General features: G+C 45.7%; 16 protein-coding genes. 2 read left to right on the top strand and 14 right to left on the bottom strand.

What is annotated here, in order from left to right:
- The first annotated feature begins 25 nt into the window (after positions 1 to 25).
- Positions 26 to 934 (top strand): 4-hydroxy-3-methylbut-2-enyl diphosphate reductase, encoded by a 909-nt coding sequence (locus tag GKZ87_10885; protein QSI25949.1) that lies wholly within the window; start codon positions 26 to 28, stop codon positions 932 to 934.
- A 70-nt stretch (positions 935 to 1004) separates the two neighbouring features.
- Here the strand turns inward: GKZ87_10885 and GKZ87_10890 are convergent, their stop codons facing one another.
- The 10 genes from GKZ87_10890 to ybeY all read right to left on the bottom strand — a co-directional run bounded on the left by GKZ87_10890 (position 1005) and on the right by ybeY (position 10299).
- A complete protein-coding gene (locus GKZ87_10890) occupies positions 1005 to 1514 on the bottom strand; it encodes an NUDIX domain-containing protein (GenBank protein ID QSI25950.1) in 510 nt (169 codons plus the stop codon).
- Between the two features lie 356 nt (positions 1515 to 1870).
- Complete coding sequence (locus tag GKZ87_10895; GenBank protein QSI25951.1) at positions 1871 to 2533, bottom strand: SAM-dependent methyltransferase; 663 nt, start codon at positions 2531 to 2533, stop codon at positions 1871 to 1873.
- The gene (gene rpoD / locus GKZ87_10900) at positions 2533 to 3726 is read right to left on the bottom strand and encodes an RNA polymerase sigma factor RpoD (protein ID QSI25952.1); all 1194 of its coding nucleotides are present in this window, start codon (positions 3724 to 3726) and stop codon (positions 2533 to 2535) included. The genes GKZ87_10895 and rpoD overlap by 1 nt, the downstream gene beginning before the upstream one ends.
- 4 nt (positions 3727 to 3730) lie before the next feature.
- Positions 3731 to 5497, bottom strand: a complete 1767-nt coding sequence (dnaG, locus tag GKZ87_10905) for a DNA primase (protein QSI25953.1) — start codon at positions 5495 to 5497, stop codon at positions 3731 to 3733.
- A gap of 20 nt (positions 5498 to 5517) precedes the next feature.
- A complete protein-coding gene (locus GKZ87_10910) occupies positions 5518 to 6900 on the bottom strand; it encodes a glycine--tRNA ligase (protein QSI25954.1) in 1383 nt (460 codons plus the stop codon).
- Positions 6901 to 7463: 563 nt separating this feature from the next.
- Positions 7464 to 8204 (bottom strand): DNA repair protein RecO, encoded by a 741-nt coding sequence (recO, locus tag GKZ87_10915; GenBank protein ID QSI25955.1) that lies wholly within the window; start codon positions 8202 to 8204, stop codon positions 7464 to 7466.
- The gene (locus GKZ87_10920) at positions 8204 to 9103 is read right to left on the bottom strand and encodes a GTPase Era (GenBank protein ID QSI25956.1); all 900 of its coding nucleotides are present in this window, start codon (positions 9101 to 9103) and stop codon (positions 8204 to 8206) included. The genes recO and GKZ87_10920 overlap by 1 nt, the downstream gene beginning before the upstream one ends.
- On the bottom strand, positions 9100 to 9504 hold the full coding sequence (gene cdd, locus GKZ87_10925; GenBank protein ID QSI25957.1) for a cytidine deaminase: 405 nt from the start codon (positions 9502 to 9504) through the stop codon (positions 9100 to 9102). The genes GKZ87_10920 and cdd overlap by 4 nt, the downstream gene beginning before the upstream one ends.
- Positions 9501 to 9863, bottom strand: coding sequence for a diacylglycerol kinase (locus GKZ87_10930; GenBank protein QSI25958.1), 363 nt, complete (start codon positions 9861 to 9863; stop codon positions 9501 to 9503). The genes cdd and GKZ87_10930 overlap by 4 nt, the downstream gene beginning before the upstream one ends.
- Positions 9832 to 10299, bottom strand: a complete 468-nt coding sequence (ybeY, locus tag GKZ87_10935) for an rRNA maturation RNase YbeY (protein QSI25959.1) — start codon at positions 10297 to 10299, stop codon at positions 9832 to 9834. The genes GKZ87_10930 and ybeY overlap by 32 nt, the downstream gene beginning before the upstream one ends.
- A gap of 289 nt (positions 10300 to 10588) precedes the next feature.
- Here ybeY and GKZ87_10940 point away from each other — a divergent pair, with 289 nt between their 5' ends.
- Positions 10589 to 12277 carry a Na/Pi cotransporter family protein gene (locus tag GKZ87_10940; GenBank protein ID QSI25960.1) on the top strand — a complete coding sequence of 563 codons (1689 nt, stop codon included), beginning with the start codon at positions 10589 to 10591 and terminating at the stop codon, positions 12275 to 12277.
- 214 nt (positions 12278 to 12491) lie between these two features.
- Here the strand turns inward: GKZ87_10940 and phoU are convergent, their stop codons facing one another.
- From phoU to pstC, 4 genes are read right to left on the bottom strand one after another with little or no spacing between them, the layout of a single operon-like run.
- Positions 12492 to 13130 carry a phosphate signaling complex protein PhoU gene (phoU, locus tag GKZ87_10945; GenBank protein ID QSI25961.1) on the bottom strand — a complete coding sequence of 213 codons (639 nt, stop codon included), beginning with the start codon at positions 13128 to 13130 and terminating at the stop codon, positions 12492 to 12494.
- A 12-nt stretch (positions 13131 to 13142) separates the two neighbouring features.
- The gene (pstB, locus tag GKZ87_10950; protein QSI25962.1) at positions 13143 to 13904 is read right to left on the bottom strand and encodes a phosphate ABC transporter ATP-binding protein; all 762 of its coding nucleotides are present in this window, start codon (positions 13902 to 13904) and stop codon (positions 13143 to 13145) included.
- A gap of 15 nt (positions 13905 to 13919) precedes the next feature.
- Complete coding sequence (gene pstA / locus GKZ87_10955; protein QSI25963.1) at positions 13920 to 15167, bottom strand: phosphate ABC transporter permease PstA; 1248 nt, start codon at positions 15165 to 15167, stop codon at positions 13920 to 13922.
- Positions 15164 to 16105, bottom strand: coding sequence for a phosphate ABC transporter permease subunit PstC (pstC, locus tag GKZ87_10960; GenBank protein QSI25964.1), 942 nt, complete (start codon positions 16103 to 16105; stop codon positions 15164 to 15166). The genes pstA and pstC overlap by 4 nt, the downstream gene beginning before the upstream one ends.
- Between the last annotated feature and the right edge of the window lie 55 nt (positions 16106 to 16160).

Below are 16160 nucleotides of genomic sequence, written 5' to 3' on the forward strand. Positions count from 1 at the left end.
GTATAATGGAGAGGAGGTGAAGATAATGGAAGTTATAAAGGTCGTTCCCCGTGGATATTGCAAGGGTGTTATCAATGCCATCCAGCTAGCGAAAAAAACAGCGCAGCTGCATCCGGATACACCGATTTATGTACTGGGTATGCTGGTGCATAATTCCTATGTTATGCGGGCATTGAAGGAGCTGCATATTTATCCCGTTGATGATAAAGCAAAAACAAGACTGGAGCTGCTGGATGAAATCGACGAAGGTATCGTTATTTTCACAGCGCATGGCATATCGCCTGCAGTTAAGGAAAAGGCAGCACAAAAGGGACTGCAATGTGTGGATGCCAGCTGTCCTGATGTAATGAAAACACAGGACATTGTGACAGAGCAGCTGAAAAAGGGCTGTGATGTATTGTATATTGGAAAGCCGCATCATCCGGAGGCAGAGGCCGTTGTTTCTCTGAGTGCGAAGGTGCATCTGATCAGCACAGAAAAGGATGTAGAGCAGCTGCCTGCTATGGAGCCTGTATTTGTTACAAATCAGACAACTATGTCAATTTTTGATATAGAAGCGCTGTTTGAAGCCATCCGCAAACGCTATCCCAATGCGGTATTCTGTGAGGAAATCTGCAATGCCACACGGATTCGGCAGCAGGCAGTTGCGGATTTGAAGGATAAGCAGATTGATGTTCTTTATGTTGTCGGTGATAAATATTCCAACAATTCCAACCGCCTTGCCCAAATTGCCCGTGATCAGGGCATACAGCAGGTATATCTCATCGATGATGTTCAGGATGTACGAGAGGAACATTTACAGGATGTACAGCGTGTGGCAGTTACTTCCGGTGCCAGTACACCAACCTATCTGACAGCACAGGTGATTGAGTATCTGGAAGCTTATATCCCCGGCAAACCGAAGCCGGAAATCCGACTATCTGAAATATTGTAGGCATATTGTAGAAAAGCCAGTGATTCCCCGCAGATGTAACTGCAGCAGAGATCACTGGCTCTTTTATGCATCAGCTCTTTTCAAAATACTGAGCAAGCTGATTCTTTATTTCATGATACCAGAGCTGAATCGGATGTGTGATAAGATGCAGCCGCATCATTTCCTCAAATGTCAACTGATCAACAAGCATGGCGTCTATGGTTTCTTGTTCCTGCAGCTGCAGCTTGTCAAGCTCCACAGGATATTGCAGCAGATAATGATCATAAATCCCCTGTCCCTTGCGTTTTCTTTTGAATTTGTGCAGCTGATCCAGTGTACATTCAATACCGGTTTCCTCATACAGCTCACGCTGTGCACCTTCGATCGAGCTTTCCCCATGCAAAACAGAGCCGCCGGTGACCTCCCATAAGAGTCCACCTGGCTTACAGGCATCGCGCTTTGTCAGCAGCAATCTGCCATCAAAGGTAAAGGTCCAAATAAATACAACGATATGATACAAGCCCTCCGGAATTGGTTTCCCTCGTATTTGCAATTTATTAACGGGCTGCTCCTGTGCATCATACAAATCCCAAAGCTCCATAATCATCACTTCTTTCCAGTTAGTATTATACCAGAAAGTATACAGATATGACAGTCCTGATCTGTATGGTTAAATTCATAAAGTATATCGCAAAGGCAAAGCAGTACGCAGCAAGCAGCCACAAGATTGTTAAGTGCTTTTCTATATCCCACTTTAAAATTGAAATATGGTCATTCAATATGGCAAATCAATGACAAGATATGGCTTCTTGTTATATTGAAATGATATACTTCCCCTTACTTACTTTTGATTGCATTGCGTTTTCTTTCTATAATGAATAGTACCCCTGCTCTCAAAGAAGCCTGTGCGACTATAGCGTTTTTGTATAAGCTGAGAAAAGAAAAAGGAACGGTTAATCAGTCCAGTTCCTTCAGCTTTTTTTCGATTTTTTTTATTTTCCCGGCAGCGGATGCATAGCCTTCATGATACGGCTTTGTTCCGGCTATAATTTTTTTCTGCTTATCCAGAATATATGTCCAGTATTCTTTAAACAGTGGATGCTGGTCCAGATGTATACCGAACAGATATTGTTCCTCACGCATTATGCAGGGTGCCTTATGTACCGACAGCAGCTGGTAATAATGATGATCCTTTACCAGCTCCTCAGCATCAATCGTAAAACCGTTTTCATGCAGCCAGCGCCGCATATCCTCCATACGGGAGTTGCATTGCAGGATGATTTGCTTATAATGTTCCACCTTGTCCATCCCCTGTGTCAGAATATGACATATCGTATCAAAGCCCATGCCGGCAATAATCACAACCTCCACATCATCGCCAAGTCCCTGCAGACCGTCGCACAGCCTTGTCGTGATAGCATCCTGCAGACCGCATTGAGCTATCGCCTCCTGTGCACGGGACAAAGGACCCTTACGAACATCACAGGCATAGACATGCGAACACTTTCCTGCCTGTATAAGAGCAACCGGCAACAGACCGTGATCGCAGCCGATATCCGCCGCGATGCAGTTATCCTGCACCATATCAAAAATCGTATGTAAACGGGTGCTCAGCTTCATTACGGTTTATCAACAAAATCCTTCAGTCTTTTGGAGCGGGTAGGATGCTTCAGCTTACGCAGTGCCTTCGCTTCAATCTGACGGATACGCTCACGGGTTACATTAAATTCCTTGCCAACTTCCTCCAGTGTGCGGGTTCTGCCGTCATATAGTCCAAAACGCAGACGCAAAACCTTTTCCTCACGCTCGGTAAGTCCCTGCAGCACAGTATTGATTTCATCCTTTAACAGCTGATTATTGGCATATTCATCCGGTGACAATGCTTCCTTGTCTTCGATGAAATCTCCCAGATGGGAATCATCCTCTTCCCCGATCGGTGTTTCCAAAGAAACAGGCTCCAGCGCAATTTTTTGAATCTCACGCACCTTTTCCGGAGAGATATTTTCCATTTTCGCTGCAATTTCCTCAGCAGATGGATCCCTGCCCAGATCCTGTACAAGCTGACGCTGAATACGTGTCAGCTTATTGATGGTTTCCACCATATGTACCGGAATACGAATCGTTCTTGCCTGATCCGCAATCGCACGCGTAATAGCCTGACGAATCCACCATGTCGCATAGGTGGAAAATTTAAAGCCCTTCGTGTAATCGAATTTTTCCACTGCCTTTACCAGACCCATATTTCCTTCCTGAATCAAATCCAGGAACAGCATTCCACGTCCGACGTACTTCTTCGCAATGGAAACAACCAGTCGCAGGTTGGCGGAAATCAGCTTTTTCTTGGCTTCCTCATCCCCATCCTGAATGCGCTGCGCAATCTCTGGTTCCTCCTTTGGATCCAGCAGCTCTACGCGTCCGATTTCCTTCAGATACATTTTTACAGGATCGTTAATTTTGGTATGGGAAGAATTTGCAAAGGACTGCTCCAGATTTTCAATATCGGCTGCCAGAGTATCCTCTTCATCCGTATCATCATCCAGAAAATCAATATCGTCATCGTCCGCTGTGGCAAGCGCATCATCATCCAGCAGATCGACGTCATCATCCTCGTTCTTTACTTCAATATCATTATCGGCAAACCATTGGAACAGATCATCAAAATCGGTATCCGTCATCGCCAGGTGTTCCACGGCATCCATAACATCCTTCTGGTAAAGGGCATCATTTTGCTTGTATTCCTCCAGGAACTCCTGCTTGATATCATCCAGTGTCTTGTATTCCTGCAAAACAGCTTTTTTCTTGGTGTTCTTCATATCCTTACTTCCTTCCCGCGCTGCGCCATTCCTCACGCTCTTTGATCAACTGATTTTTCTCCATGGCAAGTCTGGCTTTTTCCATAGGATCATTCACGGATCGTATTTTTTTATTCAACAGCTGTATCTTATCATCCAGAAAGCAGGATTTTTCCTTGGCGATTGCTTCCTGCAGTACAGCCATATCCACATCCTCACGGGCAAGCTCCCAGTTTGCGATTTCCAGCAGAAGGGATTTCACATCCTCCTCGCGAATCACATCCAGCAGCTCTGCCACTGCAAGTGTGGTGTGTGTTCGATAATAATCAATGATATACATTGCAAGCTTATTGCTGATATCATCCTTCAAAAAACCCAGCTCTTCCTTAAACAGATTACTGGCCGCAATGCCGCACAGCATCTGTGACAGAATTTCATGCTCGGCATGGCTTCTGCCGCTTTTTGGAAATGTCAGAAAGCTCTGCCGCATCGGCTGTTGCTGCTGTACAGTCCTTCGTTCTTCCTTGGGCTGCTCCACCTGCATATCAAATTCTGTCAGCTCCCGCAGCCGAATGAAATAGCTCTGCTTTTCATAATCATCCTGCAAGGCCTGAATTTCCTGTGCCATTTCCTGTGCAAATTCCTTCTTCTGGGAATAATTCTCCAAATTGTATCTGCCAAGCAGATATACAAAGAGAAAATCAATCCAGGATATGGTTTTTTCAACCAGTGCCTTCAGCTCATCCTTCCCGTATACATCGATAACCTCATCCGGATCCAGACCGTATTTGTTATCTACGATTTCAAAGGGAAGCTGTGCTTCTCTGGCCATTTTCCCGAATTTATAGGTTGCATTGCGTCCGGCCTTATCTCCGTCATAGCAAACAACGATCGGCACATGCAGCAGCTGCAGCAGCCGCAGCTGTTCCTTTGTCATGGCAGTTCCCAGCGTGGCAACCGCATTGTGCAGCTCCACCTTTTCCAGAGCCAGCACATCCATAGCACCCTCCACCAGATAGGCCTTCTTCGCCTTTCTGGCTTCCGGCTTGGCTCTATGATAATTGAAGATCAGATCTCCCTTTTTATAGATATCTGTCTCTGTCGTGTTGATGTATTTCGCTTCCTCATTCTCCGCAACACGCCGGGCGGTAAAGCCAACCGGTTCACCATAGGCATCGTGAATGGGAATCATGATACGGTGGGCGAACACATCCTTCATACCGATTGAGGTTACCCGTGCCAGACCTGCCGCCACAATATCCTCATCCGTATGCTTCTTGGCATGCAGAAACCGATACAAGGCATCATCCATAGGATTATATCCGATTTCAAAGCGCCTGATGATTTCTTCCGTGATATTGCGTTTCAGAAGATATTCCTTGACGTTTTTCGCATCCAGCGTATCCAGCTGATAATGTGTAAATTCAATAGCCTCCCGACACGCCTTATGCAGTGCCAGTAAATGAGGATCCTTTATACGGGGGGCGATATCAAGAGTATGCTCCAAAGTGACTCCGGCATACTCGGCAACCTTGTAAACAGCCTCAATAAAGGATATTTTTTCATAATTCTGTACAAACGTGAATACATTGCCGCCAGCTCCGCATACAAAGCATTTGTAAATCTGTTTATCTGCAGCTATGGACATGGACGGATCATGATCGTCATGAAACGGGCAAACGCATTTATAGCTTTTTCCCTTTCTGGTCAGTGGCACATAGCGGCCGATAACATCTACAATATCAGCCTTTGCGCGAATCTGGCTGATTTCCTGCTCACTCAATCGAGCCAAGAGCATCACTCCCTGCTGCTTTACAGCTTGATACGTTCTTCAATATAAGCGCTCAGCTCATCCAGACTGACACGCTCCTGTTCCATGCTGTCACGATGACGCACAGTTACACAGTTATCGTTCTCTGTTTCAAAATCGACGGTGATGCAGAACGGTGTTCCTACAGCATCCTGACGGCGATACCGTTTACCGATACTTCCCGCCTCATCGTAGTCACAGTTTCCAATCGGTGCAACCATGGAGAAGACCTCCATTGCCTTGCTGCTCAGCTTCTTAGAAAGCGGCATGACGCATGCCTTGATTGGAGCCAGGAACGGATGCAGATGCATGACGATACGGGTATCGTTTTCCAATTCCTCCTCATCATAGGCATCACACATAAACGCCAGCATCAGACGTTCCACGCCGACTGCCGGTTCCACACAGTATGCTAGATATTTTTCATTCGTTGCCGGATCCAGGTATTCCAGCGACTTCTTGCTGGCCTCCTGATGCTGCTTCAGGTCATAATCGGTACGGTCCGCAATTCCCCAAAGCTCACCCCAGCCAATCTGGGAATGGAAATTATATTCGATATCACAGGTTCCCTTGGAATAGAAGGCAAGCTCCTCCGGTGTGTGATCACGGAAGCGCAGATGCTCACTGTTAATCCCCAGATTCGTCAAAAAGCTCATACAGAAATCCTTATAATACTGGTACCATTCCATATCCGTACCCGGCTGACAGAAAAATTCCAGCTCCATCTGCTCAAACTCTCTGGTACGGAAAATAAAGTTTCCTGGTGTGATTTCATTTCGGAAGCTCTTACCAATCTGTCCGATTCCAAAAGGCAGCTTCTTACGCATGGAGCGCTGTACGTTTTTAAAGTTGACAAACATTCCCTGTGCTGTTTCCGGACGCAGATAGATTGCACTCTTGGCATCCTCCACAACCCCCTGGAAGGTTTTGAACATCAGATTAAACTGACGGATATCTGTAAAATTGTGTGCGCCGCATTTTGGACATTTGAGCTGATGCTCTTCGATATAGCTCATCATCGCTTCATTACTCCAGCCCTCAACACTGACCTCGCCGTTTGTGGCATCCTCAATCAGCTGGTCGGCACGAAATCTTGACTTACATTCCTTACAGTCCATCAGCGGGTCGGAAAAGCCGCCGACATGTCCGCTGGCAACCCAAACTGCCGGATTCATCAGAATTGCAGACTGGATTCCTGTATTATATGGAGATTCCTGAATAAATTTACGCCACCAGGCTTTTTTTACATTCTCTTTCAGTTCAACTCCCAAAGGGCCAAAATCCCACGTATTGGATAGACCGCCGTAAATTTCAGATCCCTGAAACACAAAACCACTGTTTTTCGCATGGGCTACTACTGTATCAAATAATTTCTCGTTGTTCATGTTTATGCCCCTTTCAAAAAAAATTCACCCGCCGGTGATGCTCATGAAACTATGAAAATAGTTACAAGAATACACTATAATATAACACTTTTTTAAAGGAAATGTCAATGCGTTTTCCCCATTTAGAATAACAAAGTAAAAAATAAATTTCAGAACACCGGACAATGAGAAAAAGGAAGAAAGCAAAAAGCTTTTCAGAACGGTGATTTCTTCATTTATCCGTACATCAACAGCTTTTATATACTGCCTTCATAGCATTTAAGGCGTCAGTATGTATGGTACTGATCTGTGCCAGAAGTCCCAACGTATATTATATATACGGTGATCGTTATCCATAGTATTTTAATAGTTATTTTAATTTGTTTTAGTAATTATTCCTCTTTATTTCATATGTGTATAAATAGTGCTGCCGATGATACACACAATAGCTTTTATACCCTTGCATAATCGTGCAGCTATCCGCAGGCTGATGATGCCCACATAAGCTGTAACAATACCATAGGTGAGAAAGCAAGCAGCTGAAACGTACTATTTGATAATCGCCTATGAAAAAGGAGAATCCATTAAGAACTCTCCTCCATAGCAAACAGCGTTCGTAGAAACCGGATACTCTTTAATCCGATACCTCCGTAATCCTCAAAAAAACCATATAATTCTTCAAAATTCTCACTTGTGAACGGCTCCAGCCTTTCCAGCAGCTCATAATGCTTCAGCTCCGCCTTACATAGTAAGCGAAATGTTTTTAAATCATTACGGCTGATTATATGATCCCCACTGCGCAGACAATGCTTGCATACAAACCCGCCATCTCTGCGGGATACTGCTTGAATATCCTGCATATTCTGACACCGGACACAGCCATCTACATACGGTTCAATACCATGCATACGATTCATAATAGCCTGAAACAGGCACAGAAGCTGCAGCGGATGTTCTGCATCCTGCAAAATATCCAGACTTTGCTTTAACAGTTCATATACATTATCCTCGAATCCACTTCTGTGAATGCATTCGCAAAAATAAGTGGCAATGCTCTGCTTCATCAAATCCTCACGGATTTTTCGATAGCTGTTTATGATTTCTGCCCGTCGCAAGGATTGCATAGAAGAAGTCTCCTGATAATTGAGCTGCAGACGGGCCAGTGTAAAGAGCTGTACCGCAGGGGCATTCTTACTGGTGACCTTGCGTACACCGCGGGCGCTCAGACTCATAAGGGAGCCATCCTCGCACAGCACCTTCAGCAGTGCATCATGTTCCCGATATTCCCGCACATCCACTAAAATGCCGCACACCTCCTCCTGCATTATTTACCTTCTTCCAGCTCCAGATAGCCAAGCTGATGCAGCTTGCTGCTGCGATTACGCCAGTTTTTCTCAACGCGCACATACAGCTCCAGTTCCACCTTTTTATTAAACTTCTCCTTCAGCTCCTTCTGTGCAGCCAAGCGGATTCCGCGAATCATCGCTCCCTGCTTACCGATCAGAATGCTTTTCTGGGAAGACCGCTCCACAACAATCAGGGCAGATAAATCTATCCGCGCATCGCTTTCTTCCTTTTTTTCAACGATGACAGCAACAGAATGCGGTACCTCCTCATTTGTTTTATACAGCACCTTTTCCCGAATGATTTCCGCAATCTGGAAATTCTCCCCGTGATCGCTGATCATATCATCCGGAAAATATTTCACACCCTCCTGCAGATACTGCTTTGTTACCTCCAGCAGATGCTCTACGTTTTCACGTTTTAATGCAGATACAGGAAAAATTTCCGCAAACTGCATACGGCTCTGCCATTTGGTGAGGGTCGTCAGCACAGCCTCCTTATCCAGTAAATCAATTTTGTTAAGAATCAGAAACACTGGAATGTGTGCCCCCTTCATTTTCTCAAGAATGAATTCATCCCCGCTGCCAAAGGGCTGCGTGGCATCCACCATCCAGTAATTCACATCTGCTTCGGCAATCGCCGTATAAGCATTCCGATTCAGTGTTCTTCCCAGCTCATGCTTCGGCTTGTGAATTCCCGGCGTGTCCACAAAGACAAACTGTGCATCCTCTCTTGTAAGAATACCGGAAATGTTATTTCGCGTCGTTTGCGGCTTTGGCGTTGTTATTGCCACCTTTTCCTGTAAGATTGCATTTAACAATGTACTTTTCCCGGCATTCGGGCGTCCGATAATTGATATAAATCCGGATTTATAACTCATAATACATCCTCACTTGTAAAGGACATCGGCAAAAGCTCTGCGATATTGGTAAGTTTGCTTTCCCGTCCATTGCTTAATATGATCGGTGTATTCTGCAGCAGCAGCTCCACCAGCACCTGACGGCACGCACCGCAGGGAGCAGCCAGCTTCTCACCGTCGCTGACAATCGCAATCGCTTCAATATCCTCTTTCCGGTATCCTAAGGAATACGCCGCAAACACCGCACTCCGCTCGGCACAATTCGTCAGACCGAAGGAAGCATTTTCAATATTTACACCCGGAATCAGCTTTCCGTCCTTTGTCTTCACACATGCTCCTACATGATAACGGGAGTATGGTGCATATGCATGCTTCATGGCATCAAATGCCACATCTAATATTTCCTGATATTGTTCGTTCATAAAAACAGCTTACCTCCTATAATAATAATTCCTACCGCTGCCGCTGCCAGTGACATGACAAGCACTGCCGCAGCAGCATAATCCTTTGCTTTTTTTGCTCCTTCACTGTACTGGGGAGACACCATATCCACAAGCGTTTCCAGAGCGGAATTGATATATTCCAATGCGATTACCGCACCGATTACAATCAGTATGCAGCACCATTCCATCGCTGTTAGCTGTAAAGCGATACACACAGCAAGCACAAGGGCGCCAAGTGCCGCCTGCAGGGCGATGCTGTGATCATGGCACAATCCATGTGCAAGACCGGCGAATGCATACCTGAATTTATTTACGTATTTTTTTAGGAACGATATCATCCAGTATCACATCCTGCAGCTGAAACATCACAGCTTCTTCTTCCGGTGTCATATGGTCATAGCCCAAAAGATGCAAAAGACCGTGAGTAAACAGAAAGCAGACCTCGCGCCGCAGCGTATGTCCATAGTCCGCAGCCTGTGAGACCACCGCTTCTGTATTGATGAAAATATCACCCAGCTCCTCCCCGCCTTCCATAACCTCATAGCTGTCCTCACTATCCTTGAGCGCAAAGCTGATTACGTCCGTAGGGCGGTCGATTTTACGATACTCCCGGTTGATTTCATGGATGGCATCCTTTGTCACAAATATCACGGATGCACTGTGCTCCTGCTCCAGCTTCAAAACCTCGTTCACTTTCTCACTGATCGTAACAAAGTCTTTTTTATAGCGTGACCAGCGCTTTTCATTGCTTTGATTAAATACACTGATTTCCATAAGTCACCTCTGTCTTTTACAGTATATCCCCATATTCCCATGGCATATAACAAGGTACGGGAACGATGACGGTTTTACGATATACCTCAACATGTATTATTATAACATGAGGAGCAATCCTTGGATACGAAAAAAAAGGCGGATGTGTCAAATGATGGATGCAGTGCTCTGGAAGGGTTTTCTGCATGGAATTTATAAAAACGACTTTCAATTTATATACAGAATGTAAAAATTCTGTTAAAATTATCTTGCTACCATGTAATTTTTGAGCTTTTTTGGGAGGAATCTTATGTTACATATTGCAGCTTCCGCCATGACACCGGCAAATATCAGCTGGGACTTCATCATTGGAGGTCTGGCACTCTTTTTGTTCGGAATCCAGTTCATGGGAGATGGTCTCAAGAGCATTGCGGGAGAAAAATTAAGAGAGTATATCGACCGTTACACCAACAAGCCCTGGAAAGGTATCCTTGTAGGGAGTATCATTACCGTATTTATTCAATCAAGCAGCGCCACCAGCGCCATTGCCATCGGCTTTGTTCGTGCCGGACTGATGAGTCTGGAGCAATCCATCGGTATCATCATCGGCGCCAACATCGGTACCACAGTCACCGCCTTTCTGATTGGTTTGAAGGTGGAGACGCTGGCCCTGTATTTTGTATTCCTCGGTGTGCTGATCACTCTGTTTGCCAAGCGCAAGAAGCAGACCTATATGGGACAGATCGTACTTGGCTTTGGTCTATTGTTCTTCGGTCTAAGACTGATGGGCGATGAGCTCAGCAAGCTGGGACAGATGGATTTCTTTACGACCCTGGCAACCACCATGCAGAATCAGCCGATTTTAGGCTTTGTCTGCGGCACCCTGATGACCGCCGTCGTGCAGTCCAGCTCTGCCGTTGTCGGCATCATTCAGAAAATTTATGATTCCGGTGCCATGACACTGACAGCCGCACTGCCGTTTGTTTTCGGCTCCAATATCGGAACCACCGTTACTGCTGTATTTGCATCCATCGGTGGAAGCACCTCCGCCAAGCGGGCCGCCGCCGTCAACGTTTTATTCAATGTCATCGGTTCTGTCATTTTCATGTTCCTGCTGACGCCGTATGTGGATTTTATCACATTCCTGTCAGACAAATATGCGATTTCACCAATGATGCAGATTGCGATGGCACACATTCTCAGAACGATCGTTATTTCCATCCTTGCCTACCCTTGCATCAATCTGATGGTCAGCGTGATTAAAAAAATCATACCGGGAGAAGAGGAACGTATCGAGGTGGATTTGGAAGGTCTGGATCCAAAGCTGGCTGCATCCCTTCCTGCCGGTGCCCTGGGTGTTTCCAAGCAGGTTACGGTAAAAATGGGGGAGCTTGCCTCTGACTGCATCCGTGCCAGCAAGGAATATTTCAACAAGAAAAGCGGCAAATACCGGGGAATGTCCAGTCAGTATGAGGATGCGATCAATTCTCTGGATTCCAAAATTACGGAGTATCTGATGACGATTGCCCATAACAGTCTGAGTGAGCATGATACGGATGAATTCATCAACAATCTGCAGATCATCAAAAACATTGAGCGTGTCGGTGATTTGACGATGAATCTGAATGAGTTCTACGAGCTGACCTATGAAGATAAGGGTGCCTTTACGGATGAAGCCATTCAGGATGTCAATGAAATGTACGAAACCGTTCTGGAAATGAACGAGATTGCATTGAATTACTTCTCAACACGTGAAGAACATTATATTCAAATGATCAATGACAAAGAGAATTATCTGGATTTGGTAGAGGAAAAAGCCAGACAGCGCCATTTTAAGCGAATGGCAGGAGAGGTCTGCGGAAGTGGTGTCGCAGCAAGTATCTTTGTGGATATCCTCGGTACATTGGAGCGTATCGGTGACCATATCTGGAATATTGTAAAAGAAGGTAATGAAGAAGCCATGACAATGGATCTTCGTGCAAATGAAACGGATGATTAACATAACAAAGCCCTGCAATTAACGTGCAGAGCTTTTTTTATTCGTGCTCACTGACACAGTATGTCAAGTGTGATAAAGCCTCATGAAAGCTAGCGGGAAGCTGCTTCCTGCATATATATTGCAGGGATAATTCCAAATCATCCCTTATAACCTTACAGCAGCCTGCTGCTTCGTGTATATTTATACGCAGATATCATTATTTAGGGCAGTCTGCTTATCCAAAATCATAATGCTGTCCCTTGATCATGTATATGATATGCTCACATATGTTTTTTGTATGATCCCCTGCCCGTTCAATGTTGCGCAGCATGGAGGATATTTCAAAGATATGCTCCACAAGATAGCTGGAATCATCCCGTTTGATTTTTTCCTTCAGCTCCTTATACAGCACATTGATTTCCTTATCCTTTTCGGGTATTTCAAATGCTGTATCAATGTCGCGGTGTTCGTAGCATTCCATGGTTTCCTGCAGCATGGTGATAAAGCCCTTTTCCATCGCCTGTGCATACTCCAGTATAGAAGCATCCATATCATCATGCTTGATTAGAAAAATGGAAATATTCTTCGCATAATCGCCAATACGCTCCAGCTCGGAAGCGATCTTTATATCAGCGACCACCTTGCGCAGATCACTCGCTACCGGAGATAACAACGCAAGGGAGCGTACTGCCTGGTCATTGATTTCTTCCTCCAGATGATTGATGATATCATCCGACTGTACTATATCAAGCTCAATTTCCTTGTTTGGTGCATTCAATGCCCGTACGACCTTTTCATGCATACGAACGACCTTCTGTCCCATCTTCAGCACATTTTCCTCAATGCCATCCAGCTCCTTATCAATTTTGATCATCGTAGTTTCCTCCTATCCGAATCTGCCTGTTATATAATCTTCCGTCCGCTTGTCCATGGGCTGCTGGAAAACCTTGCTTGTCTTATTGAATTCCACAACCTCTCCCAAAAGAAAGAAGGCGGTATAATCGCTCACACGGGATGCCTGCTGCATGGAATGCGTAACGATAACAATCGTATAGTCCTTTTTCAGCTCCTCCATCAGATCCTCGATTTTATTGGTCGCAATCGGATCCAGTGCACTGGTCGGCTCATCCATCAATATGACCTCCGGCTCCATGGCGATCGCCCTTGCTATGCACAAGCGCTGCTGCTGTCCTCCGGACAAGCCGAATGCAGAATCGTTCAGACGATCCTTCACCTCATCCCAAAGCGCCGCTTTCTTTAAAGACTGTTCCACGATTGCATCCAGCGTCTTACGCTGTTTAATGCCCTGACACTTGGGACCATAGGTGATATTGTCATAAATGGACATCGGAAACGGATTCGGTTTTTGAAATACCATGCCAACCTGTGTGCGCAAATCGACAACGTTCATGGCGGAACCATAGGCGTCCACACCGTTTAATTGAATCATACCGTCAATACGGCAACCTTCAATCAGATCATTCATCCGGTTTAAACAGCGCAGAAAGGTAGACTTACCGCAGCCGCTGGGCCCGATCAGAGCTGTTATCTTATTCTGTTCGATATCCATACCGACATCCTTCAGGGCATGCTTATCACCATAAAACAGATTCAGATGCTCTACATGGAAAACGGGTTCCTTTTTCATATTCTTATTCCTCCTCTAATACCAGGATTTATTGAGCCTTTTGCTCAACAGCTTTACACAGATGTTTAATATCAGTACAAACACCAGAATGACAATGGAAATTGCACTTGCAAGCTCAAAGTTTGGCTGTTCACTGCTCATGATATTATAGATATGCACTGCAAGGCTGGTTCCCTGTGACATGAGCGTTGGTGTATCGTTAACATAGGTTCCCATAGTATAAATCAGTGCTGCACTTTCCCCGATCACGCGGCCGATGCTTAACAGAACCCCGGTTAGGATACCCGGCACCGCACAGGGCAGTACAATTTTGAAAATCGTCTGTGACTGATTTGCGCCTACTGATAGCGATGCATCCCGCAGTGACTGCGGTACCACGATCAGTGCCTCCTCTGTGGAACGGATGATCGTTGGCAGCAGGATGATGGACATCGTGAAGCTGCCAAGTAAAATGTTGGTCGTGGTTGCCCCGAACATCTGCGTGATGGGAAACAAAACGGCAACGCCCATCAGACCGAAGATGATGCTCGGTACTCCTGTCAGCATTTCGATGGCGCTGCGAATCAGTGAGGTCAGACGATTTGACTTTGCATATTCATGCAGATAGATTGCTGAAGCAATTCCCAGCGGCAAGGCAATCAGCAAAGATATCAGTATCAGATACAGGGTGGATATAATAGAACCGCGGATACCGCCTCCCGGTGTTTTATAGTAAACCTTCGTAATGCTCTGTGCAGAGGAATCCAGCGCCTGTGCCACCTCTGCCGCATTCTGTGACATGATATTTCCAGCAATCATGGAGGCTCCGCTGCTTGTTTTATAGCCCAGATTTTCCACCTGAAAGCCAACCTCGGTAGACAGAGCTGCTTCCCTGTCCTTTACACTTTCATCCTTCAGATAGGCAAAGGGTGATGCTTCATCAATATATTCCACCAGAACGATATCATCCCCGTTTTGGTCCCTGGTATCCACAAAGGCAATTCCCCATTTTTCAGAGAAGGCTGCTTCCTCAGACAGAGACGCTGGCCGTTCAAAGCTTCCCGGATGATTTTTTGAGACCTCCACACTGGTCAGATAATTCTTCGACCAATAATTCCCCTTCAACAGATCGATTCCCAATGAGGAAAATCCTTTCGAAAAGATAAAGAGGAAGATTGCCAGCAGGACGACCACACTCAATCCGCTGGACAGATAGGTAACACCGTTGCACAGTCCGTCAAACAAACGGCGTTTTTTCTTTTGATTGGAGGGTGTCTGTATCATTTCATATTCCCCACTTTCTTCTTCATCAGGTTCAGTAACAGATTGGATAGCAGAATGACCGCCATCAGCACCAGACCTGCGGAGAATCGTATATCATAATCCAGTCCGGTCGTTTCCTTTAATCCGGCCAGCATCGTTGTCGTCAGCGTCCTGGTTGTATCGAATATGTTGAAGGTCGGTCCAAACATTTTATTTCCAGCAACCATAGCAACCGCAGTCGCTTCCCCGAAGGCACGGCCGATTCCAAGAATCGCGCCGGCAAAGATTCCGGATTTGGCGCTGGTCAGGATCACCTTAAAATTCGTCTGTGTTCGCGTGGCGCCAAGTGCAAGACTGCCAAGCTCCACCTCCTTGTCCACAGAGCGGATCGCTGTTATGGACAACGATGTGATGGTTGGAAATATCATGATTGCCAGCAGCAGGATAACCGCTAATAAGGAGCTTCCTCCTGCAGTTACAAAACCAAGAGATGCCGCAAGCGAGCTGACCAGCACAGTAATCGTACCGGAGGCAAATACACCATAGACAACCGATGGAATACTGGCCAGCAGCTCCACAACCGTCGTCATGACCTCTGCCACATGCTTCGGTGCAATTTTCGCAATAAACAATGCAGTCAGTACCGACAGCGGAAAGGAAATCAGCAGCGCTCCAAATGCGGACACCAGTGTATTGATAATGATAAAGCCGACTCCATAGACTCCCTGATCCTTACGCCACAGCGTACCGGTCAGAAAGGAAACAATATCCTGCTGTCCATAGGTATAGCCGCTCAGAAAGGGGGATATTCCCTTAATGCTGATAAAAACAATGATAATAGCAATCGCACTGGAGGATAACAGTGCCGCCAGTAGAAAGACTGCCTTCATCCTCTGATCTTTTTTCAGCTTTTTTCGATTTTTCTCTGTACTGATACTGTCTCGTACATAACGTTTCATTCTTCACCAATCCTTATCATCAGCAAGCAGCCCGGATTCCCAGGCTGCCGTATGT

This window comes from Erysipelotrichaceae bacterium 66202529 (genome assembly GCA_017161075.1).
In the GTDB taxonomy this organism is placed as follows: domain Bacteria; phylum Bacillota_I; class Bacilli_A; order Erysipelotrichales; family Erysipelotrichaceae; genus Clostridium_AQ.

What these genes read in the sequence shown, in the direction of transcription:
- GKZ87_10885 (QSI25949.1), top strand. Translation starts at nt 26, where the DNA reads ATGGAAGTTATAAAGGTCGTTCCCCGTGGATATTGCAAGGGTGTTATC.
- GKZ87_10890 (QSI25950.1), bottom strand. Translation starts at nt 1,514, where the DNA reads ATGGAGCTTTGGGATTTGTATGATGCACAGGAGCAGCCCGTTAATAAA.
- GKZ87_10895 (QSI25951.1), bottom strand. Translation starts at nt 2,533, where the DNA reads ATGAAGCTGAGCACCCGTTTACATACGATTTTTGATATGGTGCAGGAT.
- rpoD (QSI25952.1), bottom strand. Translation starts at nt 3,726, where the DNA reads ATGAAGAACACCAAGAAAAAAGCTGTTTTGCAGGAATACAAGACACTG.
- GKZ87_10910 (QSI25954.1), bottom strand. Translation starts at nt 6,900, where the DNA reads ATGAACAACGAGAAATTATTTGATACAGTAGTAGCCCATGCGAAAAAC.
- recO (QSI25955.1), bottom strand. Translation starts at nt 8,204, where the DNA reads ATGCAGGAGGAGGTGTGCGGCATTTTAGTGGATGTGCGGGAATATCGG.
- GKZ87_10920 (QSI25956.1), bottom strand. Translation starts at nt 9,103, where the DNA reads ATGAGTTATAAATCCGGATTTATATCAATTATCGGACGCCCGAATGCC.
- cdd (QSI25957.1), bottom strand. Translation starts at nt 9,504, where the DNA reads ATGAACGAACAATATCAGGAAATATTAGATGTGGCATTTGATGCCATG.
- GKZ87_10930 (QSI25958.1), bottom strand. Translation starts at nt 9,863, where the DNA reads ATGATATCGTTCCTAAAAAAATACGTAAATAAATTCAGGTATGCATTC.
- ybeY (QSI25959.1), bottom strand. Translation starts at nt 10,299, where the DNA reads ATGGAAATCAGTGTATTTAATCAAAGCAATGAAAAGCGCTGGTCACGC.
- GKZ87_10940 (QSI25960.1), top strand. Translation starts at nt 10,589, where the DNA reads ATGTTACATATTGCAGCTTCCGCCATGACACCGGCAAATATCAGCTGG.
- phoU (QSI25961.1), bottom strand. Translation starts at nt 13,130, where the DNA reads ATGATCAAAATTGATAAGGAGCTGGATGGCATTGAGGAAAATGTGCTG.
- pstB (QSI25962.1), bottom strand. Translation starts at nt 13,904, where the DNA reads ATGAAAAAGGAACCCGTTTTCCATGTAGAGCATCTGAATCTGTTTTAT.
- pstA (QSI25963.1), bottom strand. Translation starts at nt 15,167, where the DNA reads ATGATACAGACACCCTCCAATCAAAAGAAAAAACGCCGTTTGTTTGAC.
- pstC (QSI25964.1), bottom strand. Translation starts at nt 16,105, where the DNA reads ATGAAACGTTATGTACGAGACAGTATCAGTACAGAGAAAAATCGAAAA.